Annotated in this window: 26 protein-coding genes and 1 pseudogene; 8 read left to right on the top strand and 19 right to left on the bottom strand. The window is 61.3% G+C overall.

Annotated elements, in window-relative coordinates:
- Positions 1 to 242 precede the first annotated feature (242 nt).
- Together egtB and egtD are read left to right on the top strand one after the other, a co-directional pair.
- Positions 243 to 1,484, top strand: a complete 1,242-nt coding sequence (gene egtB / locus ABSE61_RS19395; RefSeq protein ID WP_423872745.1) for an ergothioneine biosynthesis protein EgtB — start codon at positions 243 to 245, stop codon at positions 1,482 to 1,484.
- 129 nt (positions 1,485 to 1,613) lie between these two features.
- Positions 1,614 to 2,585, top strand: coding sequence for an L-histidine N(alpha)-methyltransferase (egtD, locus tag ABSE61_RS19390; protein ID WP_423872744.1), 972 nt, complete (start codon positions 1,614 to 1,616; stop codon positions 2,583 to 2,585).
- Here egtD and ABSE61_RS19385 read toward each other — a convergent pair.
- Both ABSE61_RS19385 and ABSE61_RS19380 read right to left on the bottom strand, forming a co-directional pair.
- A complete protein-coding gene (locus tag ABSE61_RS19385) occupies positions 2,561 to 3,802 on the bottom strand; it encodes a low temperature requirement protein A (RefSeq protein WP_423872743.1) in 1,242 nt (413 codons plus the stop codon). The genes egtD and ABSE61_RS19385 overlap by 25 nt on opposite strands.
- A 45-nt stretch (positions 3,803 to 3,847) precedes the next feature.
- The gene (locus ABSE61_RS19380; RefSeq protein WP_072822577.1) at positions 3,848 to 4,081 is read right to left on the bottom strand and encodes a BolA family protein; all 234 of its coding nucleotides are present in this window, start codon (positions 4,079 to 4,081) and stop codon (positions 3,848 to 3,850) included.
- A 159-nt stretch (positions 4,082 to 4,240) separates the two neighbouring features.
- Between ABSE61_RS19380 and ABSE61_RS19375 the strand changes: the two genes are divergently transcribed.
- Positions 4,241 to 4,600 carry a DUF427 domain-containing protein gene (locus ABSE61_RS19375; protein ID WP_423872742.1) on the top strand — a complete coding sequence of 120 codons (360 nt, stop codon included), beginning with the start codon at positions 4,241 to 4,243 and terminating at the stop codon, positions 4,598 to 4,600.
- A 133-nt stretch (positions 4,601 to 4,733) separates the two neighbouring features.
- On the opposite strand, the gene ABSE61_RS19370 is transcribed toward ABSE61_RS19375, so the two are convergent.
- Positions 4,734 to 4,907, bottom strand: a complete 174-nt coding sequence (locus ABSE61_RS19370) for a DUF1328 domain-containing protein (RefSeq protein ID WP_423872741.1) — start codon at positions 4,905 to 4,907, stop codon at positions 4,734 to 4,736.
- 200 nt (positions 4,908 to 5,107) lie between these two features.
- On the opposite strand from ABSE61_RS19370, the gene ABSE61_RS19365 reads away from it, so the two are divergent.
- Entirely contained in the window at positions 5,108 to 6,316 is a 1,209-nt protein-coding gene (locus tag ABSE61_RS19365; protein WP_423872740.1) for an acyltransferase family protein, read from the top strand.
- Between the two features lie 56 nt (positions 6,317 to 6,372).
- Here ABSE61_RS19365 and purL read toward each other — a convergent pair whose 3' ends face one another.
- The 4 genes from purL to purC form a co-directional block, all read right to left on the bottom strand.
- Positions 6,373 to 8,589, bottom strand: a complete 2,217-nt coding sequence (purL, locus tag ABSE61_RS19360; RefSeq protein WP_423872802.1) for a phosphoribosylformylglycinamidine synthase subunit PurL — start codon at positions 8,587 to 8,589, stop codon at positions 6,373 to 6,375.
- 195 nt (positions 8,590 to 8,784) lie between these two features.
- Positions 8,785 to 9,486: a phosphoribosylformylglycinamidine synthase subunit PurQ gene (gene purQ / locus ABSE61_RS19355; RefSeq protein ID WP_423872739.1), complete on the bottom strand. Its 702-nt coding sequence runs from the start codon at positions 9,484 to 9,486 to the stop codon at positions 8,785 to 8,787.
- Positions 9,487 to 9,492: 6 nt separating this feature from the next.
- Positions 9,493 to 9,735 carry a phosphoribosylformylglycinamidine synthase subunit PurS gene (gene purS / locus ABSE61_RS19350; protein ID WP_334516485.1) on the bottom strand — a complete coding sequence of 81 codons (243 nt, stop codon included), beginning with the start codon at positions 9,733 to 9,735 and terminating at the stop codon, positions 9,493 to 9,495.
- A 10-nt stretch (positions 9,736 to 9,745) separates the two neighbouring features.
- Positions 9,746 to 10,513, bottom strand: coding sequence for a phosphoribosylaminoimidazolesuccinocarboxamide synthase (gene purC / locus ABSE61_RS19345; RefSeq protein ID WP_156898738.1), 768 nt, complete (start codon positions 10,511 to 10,513; stop codon positions 9,746 to 9,748).
- 314 nt (positions 10,514 to 10,827) lie between these two features.
- Between purC and ABSE61_RS19340 the strand changes: the two genes are divergently transcribed.
- A complete protein-coding gene (locus ABSE61_RS19340; protein ID WP_423872738.1) occupies positions 10,828 to 11,145 on the top strand; it encodes a DUF1476 domain-containing protein in 318 nt (105 codons plus the stop codon).
- Positions 11,146 to 11,273: 128 nt separating this feature from the next.
- On the opposite strand, the gene ABSE61_RS19335 is transcribed toward ABSE61_RS19340, so the two are convergent.
- Both ABSE61_RS19335 and ABSE61_RS19330 read right to left on the bottom strand, forming a co-directional pair.
- A complete protein-coding gene (locus ABSE61_RS19335) occupies positions 11,274 to 11,633 on the bottom strand; it encodes a hypothetical protein (RefSeq protein ID WP_423872737.1) in 360 nt (119 codons plus the stop codon).
- 134 nt (positions 11,634 to 11,767) lie between these two features.
- Entirely contained in the window at positions 11,768 to 12,766 is a 999-nt protein-coding gene (locus ABSE61_RS19330) for a LysR family transcriptional regulator (protein ID WP_423872736.1), read from the bottom strand.
- 112 nt (positions 12,767 to 12,878) lie between these two features.
- On the opposite strand from ABSE61_RS19330, the gene ABSE61_RS19325 reads away from it, so the two are divergent.
- Positions 12,879 to 13,706, top strand: a complete 828-nt coding sequence (locus ABSE61_RS19325; protein WP_423872735.1) for an isocitrate lyase/PEP mutase family protein — start codon at positions 12,879 to 12,881, stop codon at positions 13,704 to 13,706.
- On the opposite strand, the gene cynS is transcribed toward ABSE61_RS19325, so the two are convergent.
- The 7 genes from cynS to ABSE61_RS19290 all read right to left on the bottom strand — a co-directional run bounded on the left by cynS (position 13,693) and on the right by ABSE61_RS19290 (position 20,449).
- The gene (gene cynS, locus ABSE61_RS19320) at positions 13,693 to 14,175 is read right to left on the bottom strand and encodes a cyanase (protein WP_423872734.1); all 483 of its coding nucleotides are present in this window, start codon (positions 14,173 to 14,175) and stop codon (positions 13,693 to 13,695) included. The genes ABSE61_RS19325 and cynS overlap by 14 nt on opposite strands.
- Before the next feature lie 65 nt (positions 14,176 to 14,240).
- The gene (locus ABSE61_RS19315; RefSeq protein WP_423872733.1) at positions 14,241 to 15,170 is read right to left on the bottom strand and encodes an ABC transporter ATP-binding protein; all 930 of its coding nucleotides are present in this window, start codon (positions 15,168 to 15,170) and stop codon (positions 14,241 to 14,243) included.
- A gap of 4 nt (positions 15,171 to 15,174) precedes the next feature.
- Positions 15,175 to 16,014, bottom strand: coding sequence for a nitrate ABC transporter permease (ntrB, locus tag ABSE61_RS19310; RefSeq protein ID WP_423872732.1), 840 nt, complete (start codon positions 16,012 to 16,014; stop codon positions 15,175 to 15,177).
- A gap of 172 nt (positions 16,015 to 16,186) precedes the next feature.
- Positions 16,187 to 17,596 (bottom strand): CmpA/NrtA family ABC transporter substrate-binding protein, encoded by a 1,410-nt coding sequence (locus ABSE61_RS19305; RefSeq protein ID WP_423872731.1) that lies wholly within the window; start codon positions 17,594 to 17,596, stop codon positions 16,187 to 16,189.
- A 102-nt stretch (positions 17,597 to 17,698) separates the two neighbouring features.
- Entirely contained in the window at positions 17,699 to 18,577 is an 879-nt protein-coding gene (locus ABSE61_RS19300; protein WP_423872730.1) for a sulfurtransferase, read from the bottom strand.
- Between the two features lie 51 nt (positions 18,578 to 18,628).
- Positions 18,629 to 19,744: an acyl-CoA dehydrogenase family protein gene (locus tag ABSE61_RS19295; RefSeq protein ID WP_423872729.1), complete on the bottom strand. Its 1,116-nt coding sequence runs from the start codon at positions 19,742 to 19,744 to the stop codon at positions 18,629 to 18,631.
- Between the two features lie 159 nt (positions 19,745 to 19,903).
- Positions 19,904 to 20,449 (bottom strand): OsmC family protein, encoded by a 546-nt coding sequence (locus tag ABSE61_RS19290; RefSeq protein WP_423872728.1) that lies wholly within the window; start codon positions 20,447 to 20,449, stop codon positions 19,904 to 19,906.
- A gap of 231 nt (positions 20,450 to 20,680) precedes the next feature.
- Between ABSE61_RS19290 and ABSE61_RS19285 the strand changes: the two genes are divergently transcribed.
- Positions 20,681 to 21,343 (top strand): TetR/AcrR family transcriptional regulator, encoded by a 663-nt coding sequence (locus ABSE61_RS19285; RefSeq protein WP_423872727.1) that lies wholly within the window; start codon positions 20,681 to 20,683, stop codon positions 21,341 to 21,343.
- Positions 21,344 to 21,383: 40 nt separating this feature from the next.
- On the opposite strand, the gene ABSE61_RS19280 is transcribed toward ABSE61_RS19285, so the two are convergent.
- Both ABSE61_RS19280 and ABSE61_RS19275 read right to left on the bottom strand, forming a co-directional pair.
- Entirely contained in the window at positions 21,384 to 22,439 is a 1,056-nt protein-coding gene (locus ABSE61_RS19280) for an alpha/beta hydrolase (RefSeq protein WP_423872726.1), read from the bottom strand.
- 109 nt (positions 22,440 to 22,548) lie between these two features.
- Positions 22,549 to 23,748 carry a TrmJ/YjtD family RNA methyltransferase gene (locus tag ABSE61_RS19275; RefSeq protein WP_423872725.1) on the bottom strand — a complete coding sequence of 400 codons (1,200 nt, stop codon included), beginning with the start codon at positions 23,746 to 23,748 and terminating at the stop codon, positions 22,549 to 22,551.
- Positions 23,749 to 23,918: 170 nt separating this feature from the next.
- Between ABSE61_RS19275 and ABSE61_RS19270 the strand changes: the two are divergent.
- Positions 23,919 to 24,047, top strand: a pseudogene (locus ABSE61_RS19270) (transposase); the annotation flags it as partial.
- Positions 24,048 to 24,081: 34 nt separating this feature from the next.
- Here the strand turns inward: ABSE61_RS19270 and ABSE61_RS19265 are convergent.
- Positions 24,082 to 25,062 (bottom strand): Bug family tripartite tricarboxylate transporter substrate binding protein, encoded by a 981-nt coding sequence (locus ABSE61_RS19265; RefSeq protein ID WP_423872724.1) that lies wholly within the window; start codon positions 25,060 to 25,062, stop codon positions 24,082 to 24,084.
- Positions 25,063 to 25,196 lie beyond the last annotated feature (134 nt).

Below are 25,196 nucleotides of genomic sequence, written 5' to 3'. Positions count from 1 at the left end.
TCCATATATGTATCCCAAACAATTGTGCATCCAAAGCAAATTGGCGGGAGGCTGGCATGCCGCGGGGCATTCCCAGCTGTGAAAAGGGCGGGCTGGCGCTGCCGCCAATCACACCTTTGGTCATACCGATAACGCCTTTGGAGGCTTTTTTCCCGAAAGGGAACTCCTATCTAGGACAGGCTGTTCTCAGGGAACCAGCCCTTGAGGCTAGCGTTCTCCTTCTCGCGACCCGGAGTACTCCAGTGACGAATACCGTATCCGCCATTGCCGCCGCTCCCGCGTCGTTATTTTCGGAAAAAATCAGCCTCGCCGATGACCTGGTCGAGGCTTTTCTCGCGGTGCGAAACGAGACCGAACGTCGCGCGGCTCCCCTAAGCCCCGAGGATCAGCTGATCCAGTCCATGCCGGACGCAAGCCCGGCCAAATGGCACCGCGCCCATACCACCTGGTTTTTCGAGCAGTTTCTGCTGGGCGAGCACAGCCCGGGATATGTGCCCTACCATCCCGACTACGCCTTCCTGTTCAATTCCTATTACGTCAGCGCAGGGCCCCGTCACGCCCGCTCCCGGCGCGGCGATTTGACCCGGCCCTCCGCTGAGGAGATCACGGCCTATCGCCGTCACGTCGATGCGGCGGTGGTGAAGTTCTTCCGTGAGGCCGCCGACGACCAACTGACCGCGATCGCGCCGCTGGTCGAGGTCGGCCTCAACCACGAGCAGCAGCATCAGGAATTGATGTGGACCGACATCCTGCACGCCTTTGCGCAAAACCCGATACCGCCGGCCTACGACCCGTCGTGGCATTTCCCGGCCGCAAGCGGCTCCGGCGAAGACTGGATCAGCCTCAACGAAGGCATCCACTCGATCGGCCACCCCGGTGACAGCTTTCATTTCGACAATGAAAAGCCGGTCCACCGCGCGCTGGTGGGCCCGGTTCGGCTTTCGCGCCACCTCGTCACCAATGCCGAATGGATCGCCTTCATGGCGGATGGCGGCTACACCACGCCCACGCTCTGGCTGATGGACGGCTTTGCGGCCGCCAGCGCGGAAGCATGGCAGGCGCCCGGTCATTGGCGCGAGATCGACGGCAAGTGGCACATCATGACGCTCGCCGGCCTGAAGCCGGTCGATCCGGAAGCTGCGGTCTGCCACATCAGCTATTACGAGGCCGACGCCTTTGCGCGCTGGCGCGGCAAGCATTTGCCGACCGAGATGGAGTGGGAAGTCGCGGCTCGCGCCGGCGTTCTCAACGATGCCTTCGGCATCGTCTGGCAATGGACGCGCAGTGCCTATTCACCCTACCCCGGCTATCGCGCGATCGAGGGCGCGCTCGGCGAATACAACGGCAAGTTCATGGTCAACCAGCTGGTATTGCGCGGCTCATCGCTGGCAACGCCCGGTGGTCACTGCCGTGTCAGCTACCGCAACTTCTTCTATCCGCACCACCGCTGGCAGTTCACGGGCCTGCGGCTGGCTGACTACTAACGCATGATCCGGAAAAGTGGGAACCGGTTTTCCGAAAAGATCATGCTTAAACACAGCTAAAAGCGCGGTCTCGCGCTTTTGAGAATTCTTTTTAATAGCGCGCCGGAAAAGCGCGTCCGGGAGATTGTCATGAATGTGCACGCCGCCGCGTTGTCCGAAGCGCACCGCCTCGACGAGCCGACATCGGTATTTGCCCGCGACGTGATCGGCGATCTGTCGCGCGCCCCGAAGCGGCTGTCGCCGAAATATTTCTATGATTCAACCGGCTCGGAGCTGTTCGAACAGATCACGCTTCTGCCGGAATATTACCCGACCCGCACCGAGCTTTCGATCCTGCGCCAGCAAGGCGGTGCGATTTCGGCGATGGTCCCTGCGGGCGCGGCGCTGGTTGAATTCGGCGCCGGCTCGACCACCAAGGTGCGGCTGTTGCTCGGCGAATGCCGGCTTGGCGCCTACGTTCCCGTGGACATATCGGGTGAATTCCTCAACGCCCAGGCGCAAACCCTGCGCGTCGATTATCCCGGTCTTGCCATTCACCCGGTTACCGCGGACTTCACCGCGCCGTTCGAGCTGCCGGAAGCGGTGCGCGAGATGCCGAAGGTCGGCTTTTTCCCGGGTTCGACGCTTGGCAATTTCGAACCGGGCGAAGCCTGCAATTTTCTGAAGAGCGCGCGCGCGATCTTGGGCAAAGGCGCACGAATGGTGATCGGCGTCGATCTCGAGAAAGACGAGCGGACCCTTTACGACGCCTATAACGACACCGCCGGCGTCACGGCACGCTTCAACCTCAATGTGCTGCACCGGATCAACCGTGAGCTCGGCGGCGATTTCGACGTCGGCGCATTCATCCATCGCGCGATCTATAACCGCGACCGTCATCGCATCGAGATGCATCTGATCAGCAAAAAAGCCCTGACCGCCGAGGTGCTCGGCCAGAAATTCTCATTCCGACCCGGCGAAAGCATCCATACCGAGAGCAGCTATAAATACTCGATCGACCGTTTCGCCCTGCTCGCGCGCGTCTCAGGCTGGACATTGCTTGAATCCTGGACGGACGAAGCCGGCCTGTTCTCGGTTCACGCGTTGGTGGCTTCCGACTGAGGTTCTTGCGATCGAGGTTCTTCCGACCGAGTCTTGGAGCGGACAGCGTTCGACCGCAGCGAGAGCGATTCCCAGGCCGCGACGATCACCATCAGCAGCGTGGTCGCGATCGACAGCATCAATGGTGACAACTCGGCGCCAAACCAGCCAAGCACACCGAGCGCGATGATGCCGACGCCATGGGACAGTTGAAGCCACCCGCGTATGGCGTGCTTGAACAGGATGGCGCCGATCAAGAACAGCATCGGGCCGCCAATCGTGCTCACAAGCACCCTGACGTCGGAATGCCCGGCGGGATGCTGGAGCACGAGGTCGTCGGCAACGGCCGATAGAATAATCCCGGCAACGATCGGCAGATGCAGATAGGTGTAGGCGAGCCGCGCCAGCCGCCCCGGCTCGTTTGAACTCGAGATCAGTTCGGAGCCGGCCTCCGCACCCTTGTGGAAATAAAGCCACCACATCGCCAGCGCCGCCACGAAGGCCGACAGGAACGCCGCGACGACCTCGCTTGTCCATCTCAGGTCGGCGAAGGTCGCGCCGGTCACGACGATGGATTCGCCAAGCGCGATGATGATGAAGCCGGCGCAGCGCTCGGCGAGATGACCACCCTCGACATACCAGTCGGCCATTGACGATGCGCCGTATTTGGGAATCCAGAACCGCACCGCCGGCGAGACGTATTCGATCCCCAGCGCCACCGCCCACAGCAAGAGCCTTTCCCGGCTTTCTGACAGTCCACCGGCGATCCAGAACACCGCCGAGACCGACAGCCAGACCAGGATGCGGATGGCGTTCATCCGGGCGGCGGTGCGCGCCGGCGGTGTCGATACCAGCCAGAATACGGTGCGGCCGACCTGCATCGCGGCATAGGCGATCGCGAACCACAATCCACGGGAATCAAAAGCCAGCGGGATCGAGGTCGACAGCACGAGCCCGCCCAGCATCAACAGGAACAGAAGCACGCGCACCGGCGTCAGTTCGGGGTTGAGCCAGTTGGTGACCCAGGACGTGTAAACCCAGACCCACCATACGCTGAGCAGCAGCAACGTGGTTTCCACCGCGCCGAGCGGGGTGAAATGCGACAGCAGCGTGTGCGATACCTGCGTTACCGCAAATACGAACACGAGATCGAACAGCAATTCGGCGTAAGTGACCCGGCTGTGCTGGTTCGGCACGATGGGGCGAAACAACGGCCCGCGCTCGGTATCCCACGGCATGCCGCTGCTCTACCGCTTATGTCGTGCCTTGGCGGATCGGCCCGGTCATTCCGGCACGCCGGTCTGCAGCGCCAGCGCGTGGAGCACCCCACCCATCTGGCCCCGAAGCGATTGATAGACGAGCTGGTGCTGCTGGACACGCGACTTGCCGCGAAACGATTCCGAAATCACGGTGGCCGCGTAGTGATCGCCGTCACCGGCAAGATCCCGGATCGTCACCTCGGCGTCGGGAATCGCAGCCTTGATCATCGATTCGATATCGTGGGCGTCCATCGGCATTCCAGATTTCTCCTTTTACCCTCGCCCCTTCGGCCCGCTCAGTGGGCTGAAGTGCTTCAACTTAGCGCGAATGGCCTTCTGGGTCACGCCTTCTCGCACTATATTGGGCGTCAGATCACAGCAAGGCCCGCCGCGACGCGGGCTCAAGAGGCGGCAACCATGAAATTACCAGGCCCCGACCATCCGATCACGATCAAGGCAAATCCGCGGCGCGTGCGCGTTTCCGTAGGCGACGTCGTGATTGCCGATTCGACCAATGTCCTCACGCTGAAGGAAGCGAGCTATCCCGCGGTCAGTTATCTACCGCGCAAGGATGCGAATATGGCGGTGCTTTCGCGCAGCGAGCGGGTGACGCATTGTCCCTACAAGGGAGATGCGAATTATTTTAGCATCAATGCCGACGGCAAGATCATCGCCGATGCGATCTGGACCTATGAAAATCCGTTTCCGGCCATGACCGAGATTTCCGGGCACCTCGCCTTCTATCCTGACAAGGTCAAGATCGAGGAAGTGGCCTGAGTTTTTCGGACGTCATTCCGGGGCGATGTCAAACATCGAACTACGATGTGCCCTCACACATCGGAGAATCTCGAGGTTCCCATCTGGTGCTTACGCACCATCCGGGAATGACTGCAAAAGCCGCAGCGGGCAACTACACCCGGAAGATCGTCAGGCCGAGGATCAGCAGGACCAGGAAGATCACCACGAACACGTAGAACAGAAACCGGGCGATATCCGCCGAGGCCGCGGATAGGCCGGTAAAGCCGAGGACGCCGGCGATCACCGACACCACGAAGAAAATAAGCGCCCACTTCAGAAGCGTCATTTAATCCTCCACGCCGTCCGAATCCTCCAGGGGGTTCGCCGGAACGCCTGTATCTCGCACGCCCAACGTTCCCGCCTCGCTGTTGGTTCCCTTTGCGAGAACCGTCCGCATGCACCGACGCCCGGCGGGGTTGCGGCGCCGCGCTCTTGCTCAATCATCCGCCGGACGGCAAGATTTCATCGACGCCAGCTGGAATTGCCATGTCGGTCAATTTGGCCCCGCCCACGGCAGCCGAGGTTTTATCCAAGGCGGCCCCATCCAAAGCGAGAGGACGCAACGCCGCGTTCGACCGCGCGCGGTCCTTCGTCATTCTTCTGGTGCTGATCCACCACTCGGTCATCCCCTACACTTATTACGGCCATACCGACCGGCAGTCGTTCCTGGGTTTCGATGGGCTCGTGACCTTCAACGACAGCTTCATGATGGTGGCGATGTTTCTGCTCTCGGGGCTGTTCACCTGGCCCAGCCTGCAACGCAAGGGAGTAGCCGCCTTCCTGCGTGGACGCTGGTTGCGCCTCGGACTGCCGTTCGCGGTCGGCGCCACGATCCTGATGCCGATCGCTTACTATGCCGTCGCGCTTCGCAACTCAGGCGAAGGCTTCGGCGCGTATTTGGTGAAAACCGTGACAGTCGGCCCCTGGGAAAGCGGCCCGATCTGGTTCCTCGCCGTATTGCTTGCGTTCGACATGCTGGCGGTGGTGGTCTATCGCGTCGCGCCCGGCATGGTGGAAGCCATCGGGCGTCTGTCGATCGCAAGCTGCAATCGTCCTGCTCTCGCCTTCTGGGCGTTGCTCGCCGCGTCCGTCGTCGTCTACGTTCCCTTGGATCTTTATTTCGGCATCGGGCGATGGTTCACGTTGGGCCCGCTTGCCATCCAGGCGGACCGAATTCTGCTGTACGCCCTCTATTTCTTCGTCGGCGTCGGCATCGGCTCAGTGCCCAGCCACCTCGGCCTTTTATCCGAAGACGGCGAACTGGCGCGGCGATGGCCGGCATGGCTTTTGGCGACGGTCGTAACCTTCGTCGGCCTGATCGGGCTTATCTATTACAAGCGCGAATTCTTAGGCGATCCCGATAATCCGCCGCCTTGGTGGGACACCGCGCATGCCTTCTTCTTCGCCTGCTTCAGCGCCTCGCAGACACTCAATCTGCTTGCGCTGTTTCTGAAATTCGAAAGCCGCGGCCGGAGCATTCTCGACTCTTTAAGGGAAAGCTCGTTTGGAATCTTCCTGATTCACTATCTCCCGCTGCTCTGGTTGCAATATGCCCTGTTCGGCCACGCGCTGGCGCCGGCCATGCAGGAAACCGCGATCCTGAAAGCGCTGATCGTCTTTGTCCTAACGCTCGCCATGAGCTGGGCCGCGACCGGCGCTTTACGCAAAATTCCGGGCGTCGCGCAGGTGCTCTAGTCTTTTATTTGACGCGTTTTCTTCACGCGAACCGGTTTCCACTTCGCTCAAAAACGCTATCGAGGGGCTTTGCCGGCCATATAAGCGGGCAACCAGCTTTCAAAGCCGTCCTGCAGCGCGGCCACCGAAACCGGATCCTCGCCGGCAATGGCGATCGCGTCTCCGCCCGTGCTCCCGATCCGCATGCAAGGCACGCTTGCGCCCTTCATCTTGGCGAGCACGAGGCCCGCCTGTTCGGCAGGGACGGTGACGACATAGCGCGCCTGGTCCTCGCCGAACCAGAACGCATGCGGCACGATCGAGCCGGGCGCGGCCAGCAGCCGCGCGCCGATGCCGCTTGCGATCGCCATCTCGGCGAGCGCGATCAGAAGTCCGCCGTCGGAAATGTCGTGCGCCGCGGTCGCCGTGCCCGCGCGGATCATCCCGCGCACCACGTCGCCATTGCGCTTTTCGGCCGCAAGGTCCACCGGCGGCGGCGCGCCCTCTTCGCGCCCGCAGATGTCGCGCAGATACACGGATTGGCCGAGCCAGCCTTGCGTGTCGCCGATCAACAGGATGGCCTCGCCCTCGGCCTTGAACGCGAGCGTGGCGGATTTGGTGAAATCGTCCAGGAGACCCACACCGCCGATCGAGGGCGTCGGCAGGATGCCACGGCCGTTGGTCTCGTTGTAGAGCGAGACGTTGCCGGAGACGACGGGGAAGTCAAGCGCGCGGCAGGCTTCCGAGATGCCTTTCAGGCAGCCAACGAACTGGCCCATGATCTCGGGCCGCTCCGGGTTGCCGAAATTGAGGTTATCGGTGATCGCCAGCGGCCGTCCGCCAACGGCGGTGATGTTGCGCCAGGCTTCGGCGACCGCCTGCTTGCCGCCCTCAAACGGATCGGCCTCGCAATAGCGCGGCGTGACATCGACGGTGAGCGCCAGCCCCTTCGGACCGTCCTCTACGCGCACCACGGCGGCATCGCCGCCCGGCCGCTGCACGGTATTGCCGAGGATGACGTGGTCGTATTGCTCCCACACCCAGCGTTTCGAACACAGCTCAGGCGTGGCGATCAGCTTTTGCAACGCTTCCGAAATGCCCATCGGCGGCTTCACTTCGCGGGCGGCAATCACTGGTTTGGCGTCTTGCGCCACATGCGGACGGTCGTAGAGCGGGGCCTCGTCGCCAAGCTCCTTGATCGGCAGGTCCGCCATCACGTCGCCGCCGTGCTTGACGACAAAGCGCTTGCTCGGCGTGGTGTGACCGACCACCGCGAAATCGAGCCCCCATTTGCGGAAGATCGCTTCGGCCTCTTTTTCCTTCTCGGGCTTGAGCACCATGAGCATGCGCTCCTGGCTTTCCGAGAGCATCATCTCATAGGCGCTCATGCCGGTTTCACGGGTCGGCACGGCATCGAGATCGAGATCGACGCCGAGATCGCCCTTGGCGCCCATCTCGACCGCGGAACAGGTCAGCCCCGCCGCACCCATGTCCTGGATCGCGATCACGCAATCGGCCGCCATGATTTCGAGACATGCTTCCAGCAGAAGCTTTTCGGCAAAGGGATCGCCGACCTGCACCGTCGGTCGCTTTTCGGCGGAGTCGTCGTCGAACTCGGCCGAGGCCATCGAGGCGCCGTGGATGCCGTCGCGCCCCGTCTTGGAGCCGAGATAGACGATCGGCATGTTCACGCCGGAGGCCGCCGCGTAGAAAATCTTGTCGGTGTCGGCGAGGCCCACCGCCATCGCATTGACCAGGATGTTGCCGTCGTAGCGGGTGTGGAAACGCATTTGCCCGCCGACGGTCGGCACGCCGAACGAATTGCCATAACCGCCGACGCCGGCGACCACGCCCGAAACCAAATGACGCGTCTTGGGATGTTCCGGCGCGCCGAAGGAGAGCGCGTTGAGACACGCAATGGGCCGCGCGCCCATGGTGAAGACATCGCGCAGGATGCCGCCGACGCCGGTGGTCGCGCCTTGATAAGGCTCGATATAGCTCGGATGGTTGTGGCTCTCCATCTTGAAGACCACCGCCTGGCCATCGCCGATATCGATGACGCCGGCATTTTCGCCCGGCCCCTGGATCACCCAGGGCGCTTTGGTTGGCAGGCCGCGCAGATGGATACGCGAGGATTTGTACGAGCAATGCTCGTTCCACATCGCCGAGAAAATCCCGAGCTCCGTGAACGTCGGCACCCGCCCGATCAGCTTGAGAATGCGCTCATATTCGTCGGGCTTGAGACCGTGGGCGGCGACGAGTTCCGGGGTGATTTGCGGCTGGTTAGTTTGCATATGCTGACGCTCTCGCCCCGAACGCATCTCTGTTCGCTCCCCCCTTGTGGGGGAGGGTTAGGGAGAGGGGTAGGCCACAAATGCCAGAGTTCGCGATACCCCCCTCTCCAACTCTCCCCCACAAGGGGGGAGAGAGCACAGCGCAATGCGTAGACGGATTATTGCCGAAAATCAGGAAATTCACTTCCGCAGCGCTCACGCCGCGCGCTCCACATGGGCGACAAGGCCTGCGAACAGGCCGCGCCCGTCGGTGCAGCCCATGATGTCTTCGACGTGGTTTTCCGGATGCGGCATCATGCCGAGCACGTTGCCGCGCTCGCTGACAATGCCGGCAATCGAATGCGCCGCGCCGTTGATATTGGCGGGCTCGCCGACGTCGCCATCCGCCGAGCAATAACGGTAGAGCACCCGCCCCTCGCCTTCGATGCGTTTCAGCGTCTCTTCATCGGCCTCGTAATTACCTTCGCCATGGGCGACCGGCACCCGAATGACCTGACCGGCATTGTAACCGCGGGTGAACGGCGTATCCGAACGCTCGACCCGCAGATGCACGTCCTTGCAGATGAACTTGAGCCGTGCGTTGCGCATGAGGACGCCGGGCAACAGCCCTGCTTCGCAGAGAATCTGAAAGCCGTTGCAAACGCCAAGCACGAGGCCGCCTTTGGCGGCAAAGGCGCGCACCGCGTCCATCACAGGCGCGCGCGCCGCAATCGCTCCGCAGCGCAGGTAATCGCCGTAGGAAAATCCGCCGGGCACGACAACGAGGTCGGTCCCCGCGGGCAGCGACGTCTCGGCGTGCCAGACCACCGCGGTCTCGTTGCCGGAGGCAAGCTTCAGCGCGCGCGCCATGTCGCGCTCGCGATTGATTCCGGGAAAGAGGAGAACGGCGGATTTCATCGATCGCTAGCCCAGAACCTCAACCCGGTAATTCTCGATCACGGTGTTGGCGAGCAGCTTGTCGGCGGCGTCTTTCAACGCCGCTTCCGCCTTGGCTTTATCGGCGCCGGAAAGCTCGATGTCGAACACCTTGCCCTGGCGGACACTGGCAACGCCATCGACGCCGAGCGACTTCAGCGCGCCTTCGATGGCCTTGCCTTGCGGATCGAGAATGCCGGACTTCAGAGTAACGGTGACGCGCGCTTTCACGTGAACGCCCTCACCCCTTGACCAGCACCGGGCCTGAGCCCGCCGGCCGCTCGTTTTCCATCAGGATGCCGAGGCGTTTGGCCACTTCGGTATAGGCCTCAAGCAGGCCGCCGAGATCCCTGCGGAAACGATCCTTGTCGAGTTTCTCGTTCGACTTGATGTCCCACAGCCGGCAGGAATCCGGCGAGATCTCGTCGGCGACGATGATCCGCATCATTTCGTTCTCAAACAGACGGCCACATTCCATCTTGAAATCGACCAGACGGATACCGATGCCGAGGAAGAGACCGGTGAGGAAATCGTTGACGCGGATCGCCAGCGCCATGATGTCGTCGATCTCCTGCGGCGTGGCCCAGCCGAACGCCGTGATGTGCTCTTCGGAGACCATGGGGTCGTTGAGCTGATCGTTCTTGTAATAGAACTCGATGATCGAGCGCGGCAACTGGGTCCCTTCCTCGATGCCAAGGCGCTGCGACAGCGATCCCGCCGCCACGTTCCGCACCACGACTTCGAGCGGCACAATCTCCACTTCGCGAATCAGTTGCTCGCGCATGTTGAGACGGCGGATGAAGTGGGTCGGCACCCCGATGTCATTGAGGTGCTGGAACAGGTATTCCGAAATCCGGTTGTTGAGGACACCCTTGCCCTCGATCACCTGGTGTTTTTGCTTGTTGAACGCGGTCGCATCGTCCTTGAAGTGCTGGATCAGGGTTCCCGGCTCCGGACCCTCATAAAGAACCTTGGCCTTGCCTTCATAAATGCGGCGTCGACGGCTCATTGGGATGTACCGTGTGTTGTTGAAATCCATGCTTTTGGTGTGCTCCGGATGCCAAGAGGGACGACCCACGACGGAGCTGCCGTGAAGGCCAGGGACTAAGAAACGGAACGAGAACCGAGCCTAGAATCGAACCTATCCGATTGGCCTATCCAGTACAATCGATCCGGCCCTGGAAGGGGTGAGTTTTACCGTATTAACCTCGATCGTTTGGCGCTCGCGACCCGCTGAATTCACGCTATTATTTAGGTATCAGGGCGTCTCGCCGCAACGCGCCAGCGACAGGACCAGACGGCCGCCCGGGAGGAACTTTCGCCATGACCACCTTCGACAAACGCGAGGAAGCCTTTGAGAAGAAATTTGCCCTCGACGAGGAGTTGAAATTCAAGGCGGAGGCGAGGCGCAACCGCCTGCTCGGCCTGTGGGCGGCGGAGAAGCTCGGAATCACCGGCGACGCGGCCACCGCCTACGCGAGAGAGGCGGTCGCGGGCGCTTTTGCCGAAGGCGGCGACAAGGCGGTCATGGCCCGCCTTGGGCACGACCTTTCGGCCAAGGGCGTTACGGAGGCCGAGATCGGCTCGCACATGGGCGAACTGCTGACGCAGGCCATCGCCCAGCTGAAGGCCGGAATATAGGCAGACCGCCGTCCCTCATCCTGAGGACCGGCGTCTTGGCCGCGTCTCGAAGGATGAGGTTCGCAGCCCATGGTTCGAGGCGCGCGCTAAAGCGCGCTCCTCATCATGAGGTTTTTGCGCGGTGGCGCCTATTTCAGGGTAATTTGCAGGCTCATCGTGCCGTTGACGTTCAGGCCTTCGGTCTGCTGCTGATTGAACTGCCGGTTATTGGCGTTGACATTGACGTTGACCGATTCCATCCGGCAATCCTTGGCGAGAATTTCCCGAAGAAGATCGCATTGACGACCGGCCATTTCGTAAACCGAGCGCTGCGCCTTGTCGCGCAGCTTTTGCGCTTCGTCGCCATCACCTGTCGGCCCGGGGATGAAAAAAGTGATGTTGTTCTGAACGCGCACCATGTTTTCCTGGCGCGGAGGATTATTTCCCTGCTCGACAATAATCCGATTCTGCGCGACGACCGGGGAAGCTAGCAACAGGGCCACGCTCACAACAAGCGCGCTTTTAAGGGAAGCCATTGAATACTCCGGGATCGAAAACGGTTCACGAGAGACGTCTTAGCAACCCCGGATTGCAAATTAGCGAAGCACATGCGTTGCAATCGCGCGTTCCGCTTCACGGCGAATTACCCAGTGGAACAGGTCGCGCATCCGCGGCGGGCACGAGGCGATGCCATTTGCCGTTTCGCCACCTGACCGCGCGCACGCTTGACGGTTGCGATCTTGTCCGCCGAGTAATGCGCGCGGATCATATCAAGAAGATGACGCGACGCAGCACTGAGGAATCCGCCCCGGCGCGTTACGGCCACGATGTCGTGACTGGCGGAGAGATCGCCAACGTCGATCGTTGCGATATTGGATGCCTTGAGTTCGTCTGCCACCATGCTTTGCGCGAGCAGCGCGATCCCGAAGCCGGATTCGATCAGGCGCCTTTGGGCGGTCAGGCTGTCGACCGGTGTCCAGTCGATCTCCCCCAGCCCGTGGGTCTGGAACAGGGCGAACACATGCGAAGCCGTGATTTCGCGGCGACCGGGCACTTCGGGAAAGGCGATCCAACGCTCGTTGCGGAGTTCGGCCAATTTCCTGGTGCGGCCGCTGGCACGCGGATGATCGGGCGCGCACACGACCTGAAGCCGTTCGGCAAAGAGCCGCTCATGGTCGAGATCGGTCGACCGGTCGAAATCATACCGAAGGCCAATCGTCGCTTCGCCGCGCCGGATCAGATCGCTGACTTCCGCGCTGCGGGCGGTCCGCAGGGTGAGAGCGACATCGGGGTGCTCGCGGGTGAAGCGTTTCATGATGGTGGCAAGACCGCCTCCCGCCAGCGTTCCAACCACCGCCAGCGCTACCGGACCGGAATTCGAGCGGACCAGCGAGCGAACCGCATTTTCCGCATCCCGGGTCGCCGCAACCGCTCGCTCGGCATAGGGCACCATCACCCGGCCGGCATCGCTGAGCACCGTGCGGCCCGCGATGCGCTCGAACAAGGGCACGCCGAGTTCGTCTTCCAGCAGTGCGATGCGGCGCGAGATTGCGGGTTGCGAGCGGTGCAGGATTTTCGCGGCGTTGGAGACACCGCCGCTTCGGTAAATCGTCAAGAAGGTGCTGAGCGCCTCGCTGTCCACTTTCCTCTCCATGCAAAAAACGAATGAGAGAAAGAGAAATAACAAATTTGTCTGATGAAGCGAAGCGTTCTATCCGTCACTGACAACAGGAATCGGCGAGGACGAAGGCGACATGCGAAGTCAACTCGAAAATGCACAACTGTTTCGCGCGCTGCATGAGCGGCCCGGCACATTCATCATCCCGAACCCCTGGGACGCCGGCACGGCAAAGCTGCTTGCCGCAATGGGGTTTGAGGCACTGGCCACCACAAGTCTCGGCGTTGCCAACATGCTTGGCCGGGCGACAGTCAGCATCGAGATGATTTTGCGGAACGCCCGCGAGATTGTTGCGGCGACCGGCCTGCCGGTCAGCGTCGACCTCGAGAATTGCGGCGCAGACACGCCGAATCTTGCTTCCGAAGCGATCCGGCTCGCCGCGGAAACCGGCGCCGTCGGCGGCTCGATCGAGGATTCGACCAAAAATCCGCAAAGCCCGATCTACGATTTTTCGCTGGCGCTGGAGCGCGTGCAGGCCGCCGTTGAAGTTGCGCGCTCGCTGCCAATTCCCTTCACGCTAACGGCACGCTCCGAGAATTTCCTTCACGGCCGCAAGGATATCGACGACACCATCAAGCGTCTTCAGGCGTTCGAGGCCGCCGGCGCCGACGTGCTGTATGCGCCCGGTCTCTACGATCTCGCCACCATCAAGACGGTGGTGTCGGCGTTGAAGAAGCCCTTCAACCTGGTGATGGGGTTTGCCGATCCGACGCTGACCGTCGAGCAACTCTCCGACGCCGGCGTCAAGCGCATCAGCGTCGGCGGCGCGCTGTCACGCGTCGCGCTCGCGGCTTTCTTGCGCTGCGCCCGAGAGATGAAAGACAACGGATCCTTCACCTTCGTCCCGGAAATGGCGCCGATCAAAGAGCTGCGCGACGCGTTCGCGGCCATTACCCCTCCTTGAAGCCGTATTCGGGCACGTTGCCGCTGGCGCCGTAATATTTATACGGCAGGAACTTGCCCGACATCGTGAACTTGACCCGATCGCCTTTCGGATTGGGCAGGCGCTCCATCACCATGTCGAAATCGATAGCCGACATGATGCCGTCGCCATATTCTTCCTCGATCAGCGCTTTCCAAGCCGGGCCGTTGACCATCACCAGTTCAAAGAAGCGATAGATCAGGGGATCGGTCGGCGGCATCGGTATGCCGCGCATCGGGACTTCGTTAAGCATTGCTGTTTCCGACTTCGAAAGCCCGAACAGTTCGGCCGCATTTGCAGCTTGCGGCTTGGTCAGCTTCATCTGGCCGAGGCAGGCGCCGACGATCAGCACCTCCGAATAGCCGCCGATCTGTTCGCAAATGTATTTCCAGGTCCAGCCCTTCTCGCGCTTGATGTCGAGCAGCTTTTCAGTGAGGTCAGATCGTTTCATGTGTCACTCCCTTTGCAAAGTTGTCATCCTCGGCCGCCGCCGGAAGTTACCTTCCATGCCGCAGTCTAGAGCGGCCGCGACAGGCTCGGCCGTGTCGTCGTTTTTGGCGCGTCCGGCAAACCTTCCGAGCTTGCGGCGATCGCGAGGCCCGATTTGGCGATCTGCACCACCGGCACGTGTCGCGGATCGTGATCGGGCGTATCGGTCGCAAAACTCTTGCTGCGGCTTACCAGAAAATCGACGATGTGGTTTCGCACCGCATAGTAATAGGGATGCCGATGCAGATCGGTTCGGCCGCGATCCTTCGGAAGTGGGTTCTCGACAATCTCAGCCAACACCGCGCCTGGACCATTGGTCATAAGGAAGATCTTGTCGGCGAGATAGATCGCCTCGTCGACATCGTGCGTGATCATGAACGCGGTCTGCCCGGTCTCCAGGCAAATGCGCCGGACTTCGTCCTGCAAGGTACCGCGCGTCAACGCGTCGAGCGCCGAGAACGGTTCGTCCATCAGCATGATCTTCGGCGTGATCGAGAGCGCGCGCGCAATCCCGACGCGCTGCTTCATGCCGCCGGAAAGCTCAGAAGGGCGCTTGTGCTCCGAACCGGTGAGACCCACGAGATCGATGAATGTCTGCGCGTGCGCCCTCGCCTTGGCGCGGTCCCAGTCGCGCCATTTCGAGGTCACGGCATAGGCGACGTTGCCCATCACCGTGCGCCACGGCAACAACGCATGGCTCTGGAAGATCACCGCCCGGTCGAGGCTCGTGCCTTGAATGGCCTCGCCGTCGACGATGACCGCGCCTTCGCTCGGCGTATCGAGCCCGGCGAGAATGTTGAGCACGGTGGTCTTGCCGCAGCCGGAATGCCCGATCACACACGCGAATTCGCCGCGCTCAATCGACAGCCACAGATTTTCGAACACCGCGACTTCGCCACCGGAAGGCGCCTTGTATCGCTTGGCAATCGCCTCGATAGAAATGAATTTGTCGGTCATCGCATCATTCCGGGAACGTCACCATGCGGGTGAAGCGCGCGAGGATCTGATCGAGCAGCATGCCGACGAGACCGATCAGGAGAATGGCGATGATCACGTTGGTGATCGAGAGGTTGTTCCACTCGTTCCAGACGAAGTAGCCGATGCCGGTGCCACCGACCAGCATCTCGGCCGCGACGATCACGAGCCAGGCGATCCCGATCGAAATCCGCATGCCGGTCAGAATCGTCGGCGCCGCTGCAGGCAGGATCACGGTGAAAGCCCGCCGCAAGGTGCCGACCTCGAGCGTACGCGCGACATTGATCCACTCCTTGCGCACGGCGGCGACACCGAAGGCGGTATTGAGCAGCATCGGCCAGATCGAGCAGATGAAGATCACAAAGATCGCGGACAGGCCGGAATCCTTGATGGTGTACAGCGCGAGCGGCATCCAAGCGAGCGGCGAGATCGGTTTCAACACCTGGATGAACGGATCGAGCGCCTGGCTTATCAAAGGCGACATGCCGATCAGGAAGCCGAGCGGAATCGCGACGAGCACGGCCAGAAGGTAGCCGAGACCGACGCGCGCGATCGAGTAGCCGAGCTGGATACCGAGCCCCTTGTCGTTCGGGCCGTTATCGTAGAACGGCCGCTCGAGGTGCTCCCACAGCTTGGCGCCGACCTCGAACGGGCCCGGCATCGCCGATTTGCCCTGCGTTGCGGTTAGCCCCATCAGCTTGGCGTATTCCGGACTCATAGTGCCGACCGCGGCGTTAGAGCGGGTCGCCAGATGCCAGGCGCCAATGAAAGCTAAAAACAGCGCGACCGAAATGATCGCGGCACGGAGGCGGAGGGATAAGGTCATTCAATCCTCCACGCGTCCCGTGTCCCGGGCGCTGCGCAGCACGAAGCTGGGCGAAGTGGTGCGCTGCTGAACCGGAACCTATCATGTCCTATTGGACCCCGGCTCTGCGAGGCATCGCTACGCACGGTGTGCTGCGCGCTGCATCGCGTCCGGGACACGCAAGCCGATCTGCTCACGACGACTTCCTGATCTTGAAGCTGTTGAGATAGTCCTCCGGGGTTGCCGGATCGAAGGTCTTGCCCATCACCGCAAAGGACTTGTAGGCGACGGCCGGCGGCGCCATGCCCATTTCCGTCATCGTCTTGCGGGTGTCGGTCGCGAGGTAAACCTGCTCGGCGATTACTTTGTAATCGACATCGCCCTTGATCTGGCCCCAGCGCTTCATCTGCGTCAGCATCCAGACCGCGAAGGACTGCCACGGGAACGGGTCGAAATCGACGCGCCTGGGATCAGTCTTGATGCCCCCCAGCCCGTCGGCATAGGTCCCGGTCAGCACCTGCTCCAGCACCGTGACCGGCGCATTGATGTAGTTGGCCGGCGCAATCGCCTCCGCGATCTGCTTGCGGTTCTCCGCTTTCGAGGCGTAGGCGGTCGCGTCCAGAATAGCGCGCGTCAGCGCGGTGAAGCTGTTCGGCGACGTCGTGATGAATTCCCGGCTGGCCGCGAAGCTACAACAGGGATGACCGTCCCAGATCTCCTTGGACAGGATGTGCATGAAGCCGACGCCGTCATAGATCGCGCGCTGGCAGATATTGTCGGGCGCAAGGAAGCCGTCGATGTTCTCGGCGCGGAGGTTGGCGACCATTTCCGGCGGCGGCACCGAGCGAAGCTGCACGTCGATATCGGGATCGAGTCCGTGTTCGGCGAGATAATAGCGCAACAGATAATTGTGCATGGAGTAGTCGAAGGGAATGGCGAACTTCATGCCCTTCCATTCCTTCGGATCGCGCTTGTCCCTGTGCTTGATCGCCAGCGTAATGCCCTGACCGTTGATGTTCTCGATCGCAGGCACCGCAAAAGGAATCGCCTGCGCGCCTAGCCCCAGTGAAATTGCGATCGGCATCGGCGCCAGCATGTGGGCGGCGTCGTATTCCTTATTGATGGTCTTATCGCGGACCACGGCCCAGCCGGCGGTCTTGACCACTTCGACGTTCAAACCGTGCTTGGCATAGAAGCCGAGCGGCGCCGCCATGATGATCGGCGTTGCACAGGTGATCGGGATGAAGCCGACCTTGAGGTCCTTCTTCTCCGGCGTGCCCGCGTCGGCAAACGCTTCGGTCGCCGTCTTCAGCGGGAAGAATTGCGAGATCGCGGCAAGCGCCGTAGCGGCGCCAACCGATTTCAGGAACGCCCGGCGCGCGGCATCTTTCGGAAACATCGCGCGCATCACCGCTGACGCAACGACGCTCTCATAACGTTTTTGTTCGCTTGTCTCTTGGCTCGTCTCCTGGCCCCCGACCGGCTCACATCGCAGGGCAAGCGCCGCGTGATCGTGTTCGGCGTTAGAGCGGTGCTGGCCGCACGCGCAGCCGGTCAGTGACAGCGGACGGTCGGAATCGAAGGGATCGTCAAAGGTGGACATGCCTGCATTTCCTGGCGCTTTGAAAGGTGCGGCATCCCGCCACACCATCAAGTTCATCGCCCGGCCGCGGATACGGCCGGGCGATGAAAAAACATGCAGGTTCTATGCCGCCTTTTCGGTCAGCTTGGACTCGATCGGCAGGCCTTCCTCGATCGGCAGCGAGGGGTCGCGCGACCATTCGTTCCAGGAGCCGAAATACATCCGCACATCCTTCACGCCGGCGTTCTTCAGCGCCAGGAAAGTGTTCGAAGCCCGCGCGCCCTTGAAGCAGTAAAGGTAGACCGGGGTGCTCTGGGTGATGCCGACGGTGGCGCATTCGGCCAGGATTTCGTTCTTCGACTTGAAGCGCGGCCCTTCGGCGGTCGGCTTCATCATGCGGTACCATTCGAGCCAGACTGCGCCGGGGATGCGGCCCTTGCGCGGGCAGAAATCCTTGCCATAGGGCGAAGAGCTTTCGCCGATCCACTCATCGATGTCGCGCACGTCGAGCAGCGCGATGCCGGGCTTGCCGACGGCGGCCAGCATGGTCTTGGCGTCGATCAGGATGTCACTGGCTTCGGGCACGATCGAGAACGAGGCCGGCTTGGGCGAAGGCACCGCGGTCGTGGTCGGCAGACCCTTGCCGACCCAGGCGTCGTATCCGCCATGCAGCACCTTGATCTTGGGATAGCCGAGCATGGTGAGGAGGTAGTAGCCGCGACAAGACTGGCCGAAGCCTGAATTCATCGATTGTTCGTAGATGACGGCGGTTTCCTTGCCGGAAAGCCCAGCCTTGCCGAACGCGTCGGCGAATTTCGTCTTCAGCTCGTGAATGCCCTCGGGCGTCGAGGTCGCGAGAAAGGTGAAGATCTCATGCACGTTCACCGCACTGGGCAGATGTCCCGCGGCATAGGCATCGGGATTGCGGGTGTCGATAACCACACACGGCTCTTTCCCCGTGAGTTCGGCGAGTTCGCTGGCAGAAATCAGAACGTCCGTCATGGCAGCCTCTCCTTTTTTACAAGTGCAAGTTTTGGTTGGGGTCGAAAAACCTCACATGTCCGCCAGCATCTTCCGTAGCTGCTTGGTGGCGGGCGTAACGATGGCGACGAAATAGGATTCACGAAGCCGGCGCTGGGCGCGGTGGCTCATGAGATAGCCCCGCGCGCCGCAATGAAGCATGGCGGCATGCGCGGCCGCGACGCTCGCTTCACCCGCGCGCAGCCGAAGCGCGACCACCTTGCGCCAGTAGCTGTCCTCTTCGTTGTAGGGATCGGCCGCGAGCGCCATCGCTTCACGTTCGAGCTCGGCGAGCAATTCCTGGAAGTTGACCGGTTGCTGCGGCAGATATCGATTGACATGGCCGAGCGGCGGATCGACCTCGTTCATGATGGCGATGCAGTCGCGGATCAGCCCGGTGGCCATGCCGACCTGTAGCAGGATGAATCCGGCGCGAATTTTCTTCACGAACGGACCCGCCGGATCGGCGAGAATGAGATCGTCAGGCACGAAGACCTCGCGGAACTGCACGCCATAGGTACCGGTGCCATCCATGGCGAGGAACGGCTTGCACGGCTGCAAGGTGATTGCCGGATCGGAACAATCAGCGAGGAACATCACCTGGCCGCCGTCGTCCTCGCGCTCGAAAATGGTGCCAAAGAAATGACCCGGCCCGAGGTTCGACACCCAGGGCAGCGCGCCCTTGACGATGTAGCCGCCGTCGACCTTGCGTCCCTTCAATTTCAGCTTCTCGATCCCGAAGAAGCTCTTCATCGGGTTGGAGAGGCCGGTGCCGCCGAGTATCTGTCCAGTCGCAAACTTGTCGCCGAATTTCGCGATCAATGCCGGATTGTTCGAATTGGCCGCGTACCAGACGAGCGTGTTCTGGCACCAGGCCATGAAGGCGGTCGCGCCGCACACTTCACCGAGGGCGGAGATGGAGTGAATGGCGCAGCGCAGATCGGCCGCGCCATTCTTTGGAACATGGCTGCCCCAGGCGCCGACATCGCCGAGGCGATGAAGCAGTTCGTCCGGATAGACCGTGCCGGCGTCGATAGCGGCCGCCATGGGTCCAAGGTTCTTGCGCGCAATCGTCGCGACCTGTTCGGCGATCGATGCCGAGGGTAAGTCGTCTTCAATAACGTGCCGGTTTAAAGCCACTGAACCCACAAGCCCCTCCACCTCTGCCGGTTTTCGCCAAATCTCTAGAGCGAGACGTGCTGTCGTTAGATCGTCATCTCGCTCTATCTTTTTGCTTGAGCGTGATCTCCCGCAAACGCTTCCGCGTTTGTCGCAAGGGACCGGTGCCCACTTTTCCGGACCACGCTCTCAAGACGCGCTGACCTCCAGATTGACCGGGCGAGTGAAGGTGTTGGCGACCGGTGACCACTTCTTGACGTGGTCGACGAGCGCATCGATCTCGCACTTCGGAACGCCTTCGCATTCCATGTCGACCTTGACCCGAACATCCGTAAAGCCGACCGGCTTCTCGCTGACGTCACCGGTGCCCCAGACGGCAGTGATGTTGAGATCGCCCTCGAGTTCCAGTTCGAGCTTGTTCACGGTCCAGCCGCGATGCACGGCATTGGCATGCAGGCCGACGGCAAGGCAGGAACCGAGCGCCGCGAGCGAAGCCTCGGAGGGGTTCGGCGCGGTATCGTCGCCGAGAAGGCCCGGCGGTTCGTCGACGATATAAGGTGCAAGGTTGCGGATGTAGTTGGCATGACGGAACTTGCCTTCGGCGACCGTCTTGCATTTCAAGGTCTTGATGACCTTCGGGTTCGCCTTGCCGTTGACGATGAGTTGTTCCAACCCGTTCCTGTCGATGGGGGCGAGGCAACCTGTGAGCACTGTTTTTGGAGCGGCCGCGGTCATTTGTTTTCTCCATGGGCGCGAGGATACCGAACGGTCTGTTTACTGCACGAAGCGTGCCAGAAGAGGCGCGAGGGAAAACGCGAAGCCGTAAAGCCGCTTAGCCGAATCTGCCTGGAAACCGATCAGTAGCCTTCTGCCCAATCGCGATGCATCTGCGCGTCCGTTGCGATCAATTTGCGCGCAGCCAAGATGCAACTTGAACCGGACGGGCCAGTCGGATTAAGTGAGGCCATGGGAAAGTCATCTTCAAAGAAACGCGCAGCCGGTCCTCACGACGCCGGCGATGACGAGTCCGCGCGCGGGCGCTTGCTGAGTGCAGCGACGTATCTGTTCTGCAAGAACGGCATCAACGCCACCGGTATCGACGCCATCATCAACGAGGCTGGAACCGCGAAGACCACGCTCTACAAATTGTTCGGCTCAAAGAACAACCTCGTGCACGTCGTGCTCGAGACCGAAGGCAAGCAGTGGCGTGAATGGTTCATCGGCGCTGTCGAGGCCGGCGGCGGCAGCCCGCAAGCGAAACTCGCGCGGATTTTCCCGGCCCTGAAAGACTGGTTCCGTCAGGAACGCTTCTACGGCTGTCCCTTCATCAACGCCGTCGGCGAACACGACAAGGATCAGAAACAACTTCGCGCGATTGCGATGCGGCACAAGAAGGTCGTTCTCGGCTATATCGAGAAGCTCGCCGGCGAGATGGGCGCAGCCGAGCCGCATATGCTGGCGCATCAGCTCGGTCTGCTGATGGACGGCGCGATCGTAGCAGCCATGGTCTCGCGTGATCCGGCCGTCGCCGACACCGCGGGTCTTGTCGCGGTCTCGCTGTTCGTGCCTTCGAAGCCGAAAAAGCCGAAGCGCGCCGAGAGCGCCGGCGAACAACTCGCCGCCGTCTAGAGCGGGGCGGCGTGAACGCCGCCCTCGCCGCGCCCTCGATTCATTTGTCGAGGTGCTTGTCAAAGAAGCCCGCGATTTCCTCGAATACTTCCTTCGACTCCGGCGCGGTGTCGTCGCGGATGTAATGCGCGTGCGCCATCCCCTCATAGACTTGAAGTGCGGCTTCAACACCGGCCTGACGAAGCTTGCGGTGAACGCGAACCGTATTGCTCAAGAGCAGGTCGCGCGTGCCGCTGGTAAGGATGGTCGGCGGAAATCCATGCATGTCGCCATAGACCGGCGATAGCAGGGGATCTTTCATGTCGTGCCCGTTGGCATAGACGATGGCGCCGTCGTCGCAGAAGCCGTCGGGCGAAACCAGCACGTTATCCAGCATGGCGTTGGTCTTGAAGGTATCGCCGACCTTGGTCACATCCGACATCGGCGTTCCGGCCGCGATCGCGCCCGGCATCGGCAGGCCGAGTTCTTTCACCTTCAACCCCATTTCCAGCACCAGCGCGCCGCCGGCCGAGGTGCCGAAGAACGCCAGGTTCTTCGGCGGCATGGATTTCAGCAGCGCCTTGTAGACGGTGACCCCGTCATCGAGCGCGGCCGGAAAATAGGCTTCCGGCGGCATGCGGTATTCGACCGAGACCACCTTGATGTGGCCGAAGCCGGCCATGAACAGCGCTTCCGGCAGGCTCGCTTCGCCGGAATTGAGGACGTAACAGCCGCCATGCATGTGGATGAGCTGGCGATTCCTGTTTTCCGGCGCGATGGTTTCCGGGGTAAGAATAAAGGCGCGCACGCCGTCGATCGTGGTCTTCTCGACCTTGACCTTCAGCCGTTCCATCATGCCCGGCACCAGCTTGGAAAGTGTTGCGGCGCCGGCGTCGGCCACCGGCTTCCACTCTTCGCCAGTTTTCGGATGGATGTCCCAGTTCGACCGCAGCGGCGCGCCGATGATCTTCGCCAGTTGCGGGCTGACGTCGCCCGGCACTGGAATCGTCTTGGCCGGCACTTCGAGGACGCCGGAGGGTGGCGTTTGCGACTGCGCCAAATCTGGTGTGGCAAAAAAAGGAACGACAGCAAGTAGCGCCAGTCTGTGGCGACGCATGTAAAGTTCTCCCGGGACGTTGTTATTGTTTCCTTGGTGAGAAACCCTAATCCGGCCCCCTTAATCCTGGCAACCGACAGAAATTCAGCGCAAGCCTCTAAAAAGGTATTCAGGCGCCCTCCGGCAGCAACTGTTGAAGCCGATCGAGTTCGGCTTCGAGATCGCGCTCGACGTCGGCGACAGCGATATGTAGCACCCGGTAATCACGCGCCTCGAGCCAGGTCTGCCGCTCGGCGCGATCCTTCACGATGGCCTCGGACTCAGCTGCGTTAGTGAGCTCGATCACGATCCGGTGCACGAAGGAGACGAAATCCGGGATATGGCGGCCGACCGGCGTCTGCCGCTTGAACAGCCCGGCAAAGCGGCGATCCCTTGTCAGCGACTGCCACAGCATGCGTTCGGCGTCGGTCGGGTTGCGCCGTAACAGCCGCGCCAGCCCGCGCACGGTGCTTGCGCCCTCGGTGGGAGGCGTGCCCTGCCCGTGCTCGGCGAGCAGCGCGCGCAACCGCATGGCCTGTTCGCCATCGAGCACGCCGCCTTTGGCCGGACCTTTTCGTCCCTCCGCGATCGCCATCACCACACCGTGCAGCGTGTGCATATCCTGCTTGGTCGGCTCCATCCGGGTGAAGATGTTGCGCAGGTTCACCAGCATGGTGTCGCGCTTTTCCGCGGGCCGCAGGAATTCGACCTTGTCGAGTTCGCGTACGAGATTGTCGAAGAACGCCTGGATCTGAAATTGCGACGCCGGTTCGGAGCGTTCGGGCATCGCAAACGGCAACGTATTGGCTGTCGACAGCTTGAACCATTCATAGCCGACCAGAAGCACGGCTTGCGCCAGATTGAGCGAAGCAAAGCCGGGATTGACCGGAAAGGTGATGATGCGGTTGGCAAGCGCCACTTCCTCGTTCAGGAGCCCAGCGCGCTCGCGGCCAAACAGGATGCCGACCGTTCCGCCGCTTTTAATTTGACCCCCCATCTCGGTCGCGGCCACGTCCGGACCGACCACGGGCTTGGCCTGATCGTGGGCGCGCGCCGTGGTGGCAAACAACAGCGAGCAATCAGCCACGGCCGCTTCGACGGTGTCGAACAATTCCGCACCTTCCAGAATATGGTCGGCGCCAGCGGCCGCGCGCTGGGCTGCAATGTTCGGCCAGCCGTCGCGGGGCTTGACGATGCGAAGCCGCGAGAGCGCAAAATTCCCCATCGCACGCGCGGCCATGCCGATGTTCTCGCCAAGCTGCGGCTCGACCAGAATGACGACGGGGCCGGTCAGGTCGGGGGGTGCTTTGGTCTTGTCGGTGCCTGACATCAACGTTTCATCTTCAAATCGCGATATAGCTCCCCTCTCCGTCTCGCGGGACGAGGTGAACCAAGTAGCCTTCGTTATGACGGATGCGTTGATAATCCAAGACAATTTCGCGCATGCGCCGCCTGCTCGGCGGCGCGGTTTCGATCGTCAAAGCGGGCAGGACCGCTGTTCCGGCGCGGTTTCGATCGTCAAAGCGGGCAGGACCGCTGTTCGGGCTGACACCAAAGAAATACCAGTCCGGCGAGACCGACCGCTCCGGGCGGATCAGCAAAATCGGCGATGCCTCGGTTCGGGCTGCGGACATTCATTTCAAATAACCGTTAAAGACTTGCATCAGTTTATTTTGATGCCGGCAGTACGGATAACGTTCGCCCATTTGTCAGTATCCTTCGCGATGAATGTTCGGAATTCGGCCGCCGAAGTTGCAAACGTGGAGCCGCCAAGATCGGCAAGACGGGACTTCATGTTCGGATCGGCAAGGGCCGCATTAATCTCTTTGTTTAGACGATCAATAATTTCGGTCGGTGTGTTCTTTGGAGCTCCGATTCCAACCCAAGTGTTTGCTTCATAACCTGGGGTGAATTCTGCGACCGCCGGGACGTTCGGCAGCATCTCGGCACGAATCGCTGTCGTCACGGCTAACGCGCGAAGTTTTTCGCTCCTGATATATCCGATCGACGTGAGAAGGGGGTCGAAGGTTACGTCTACCCGGCCTGCCATTAGATCAGTCAGCGCCGGCGCTGACCCAGCGCTGTAGGGTACTGCATACAATTGCACTCCCGCCATAATCCTGAACAACTCCTCCGCGATATGCGGCGGAGATCCAACACCGGAGGTGGCGACGGTAACCTTGCCGGGATTAGCTTTGGCGTAAGCGATGAACTCAGGAACGGTTTTGGCTGGAAACGAGGGGTTCACTTCCATGACCAGGGGTGCTTGGGCGATGCCCGCAACGGGCGAAATGTCAGTGGTGAAGTCGAATCTGAGATCCTGGTAGAGAGTGGTATTAATCGCGTTCGTTAAGTTCGCCAGAAGAAGCGTGTAGCCGTCCGCCGGCGCACGAACGACCGCTTCAGTAGCCAGATTAGTTGCCGCGCCGGGCCTGTTCTCAACAATAAACGGTTGGCCGAGGCGTTCTGACAGAGCTTGGCCCAAGAGACGTGCGAGTATGTCAGCTACGCCACCGGGACCATAGCCTACAATAATGCGGACTGGCCGCGTCGGATAGGTTTGCGCCGATGCCAAATGAGAAAAGCTCGGTAGAGCAGCAAATCCACCGGTGAGGGTCATAAACCGTCGGCGTGAAAAGCGCATGGCCGTTCCTCTTGCTTGCATCCTGCGTAAAAGCGGCAGTCGCGAACACAAAGCCGATTAACCGATGCAAGCAAATCCGCAATAATCCCATGGTGTTATTGTCAACGCTGATATGACCAACAAGGCAAGCACGT

Origin of the sequence: Bradyrhizobium sp. (genome assembly GCF_049519115.1) — a bacterium.
Lineage (GTDB): Bacteria > Pseudomonadota > Alphaproteobacteria > Rhizobiales > Xanthobacteraceae > Bradyrhizobium.
Note: the sequence above shows the minus strand (reverse complement) of the source record. Positions and strands in the feature narration are given on the sequence as shown.

Excerpts from the sequence above, each read along its gene's own strand:
- egtD (WP_423872744.1), top strand. The coding sequence starts at position 1,614 with ATGAATGTGCACGCCGCCGCGTTGTCCGAAGCGCACCGCCTCGACGAG.
- ABSE61_RS19385 (WP_423872743.1), bottom strand. The coding sequence starts at position 3,802 with ATGCCGTGGGATACCGAGCGCGGGCCGTTGTTTCGCCCCATCGTGCCG.
- ABSE61_RS19380 (WP_072822577.1), bottom strand. The coding sequence starts at position 4,081 with ATGCCGATGGACGCCCACGATATCGAATCGATGATCAAGGCTGCGATT.
- ABSE61_RS19375 (WP_423872742.1), top strand. The coding sequence starts at position 4,241 with ATGAAATTACCAGGCCCCGACCATCCGATCACGATCAAGGCAAATCCG.
- ABSE61_RS19370 (WP_423872741.1), bottom strand. The coding sequence starts at position 4,907 with ATGACGCTTCTGAAGTGGGCGCTTATTTTCTTCGTGGTGTCGGTGATC.
- ABSE61_RS19365 (WP_423872740.1), top strand. The coding sequence starts at position 5,108 with ATGTCGGTCAATTTGGCCCCGCCCACGGCAGCCGAGGTTTTATCCAAG.
- purL (WP_423872802.1), bottom strand. The coding sequence starts at position 8,589 with ATGCAAACTAACCAGCCGCAAATCACCCCGGAACTCGTCGCCGCCCAC.
- purQ (WP_423872739.1), bottom strand. The coding sequence starts at position 9,486 with ATGAAATCCGCCGTTCTCCTCTTTCCCGGAATCAATCGCGAGCGCGAC.
- purC (WP_156898738.1), bottom strand. The coding sequence starts at position 10,513 with ATGAGCCGTCGACGCCGCATTTATGAAGGCAAGGCCAAGGTTCTTTAT.
- ABSE61_RS19340 (WP_423872738.1), top strand. The coding sequence starts at position 10,828 with ATGACCACCTTCGACAAACGCGAGGAAGCCTTTGAGAAGAAATTTGCC.
- ABSE61_RS19325 (WP_423872735.1), top strand. The coding sequence starts at position 12,879 with ATGCGAAGTCAACTCGAAAATGCACAACTGTTTCGCGCGCTGCATGAG.
- cynS (WP_423872734.1), bottom strand. The coding sequence starts at position 14,175 with ATGAAACGATCTGACCTCACTGAAAAGCTGCTCGACATCAAGCGCGAG.
- ABSE61_RS19315 (WP_423872733.1), bottom strand. The coding sequence starts at position 15,170 with ATGACCGACAAATTCATTTCTATCGAGGCGATTGCCAAGCGATACAAG.
- ntrB (WP_423872732.1), bottom strand. The coding sequence starts at position 16,014 with ATGACCTTATCCCTCCGCCTCCGTGCCGCGATCATTTCGGTCGCGCTG.
- ABSE61_RS19305 (WP_423872731.1), bottom strand. The coding sequence starts at position 17,596 with ATGTCCACCTTTGACGATCCCTTCGATTCCGACCGTCCGCTGTCACTG.
- ABSE61_RS19300 (WP_423872730.1), bottom strand. The coding sequence starts at position 18,577 with ATGACGGACGTTCTGATTTCTGCCAGCGAACTCGCCGAACTCACGGGG.
- ABSE61_RS19290 (WP_423872728.1), bottom strand. The coding sequence starts at position 20,449 with ATGACCGCGGCCGCTCCAAAAACAGTGCTCACAGGTTGCCTCGCCCCC.
- ABSE61_RS19285 (WP_423872727.1), top strand. The coding sequence starts at position 20,681 with ATGGGAAAGTCATCTTCAAAGAAACGCGCAGCCGGTCCTCACGACGCC.
- ABSE61_RS19280 (WP_423872726.1), bottom strand. The coding sequence starts at position 22,439 with ATGCGTCGCCACAGACTGGCGCTACTTGCTGTCGTTCCTTTTTTTGCC.
- ABSE61_RS19275 (WP_423872725.1), bottom strand. The coding sequence starts at position 23,748 with ATGTCAGGCACCGACAAGACCAAAGCACCCCCCGACCTGACCGGCCCC.
- ABSE61_RS19265 (WP_423872724.1), bottom strand. The coding sequence starts at position 25,062 with ATGCGCTTTTCACGCCGACGGTTTATGACCCTCACCGGTGGATTTGCT.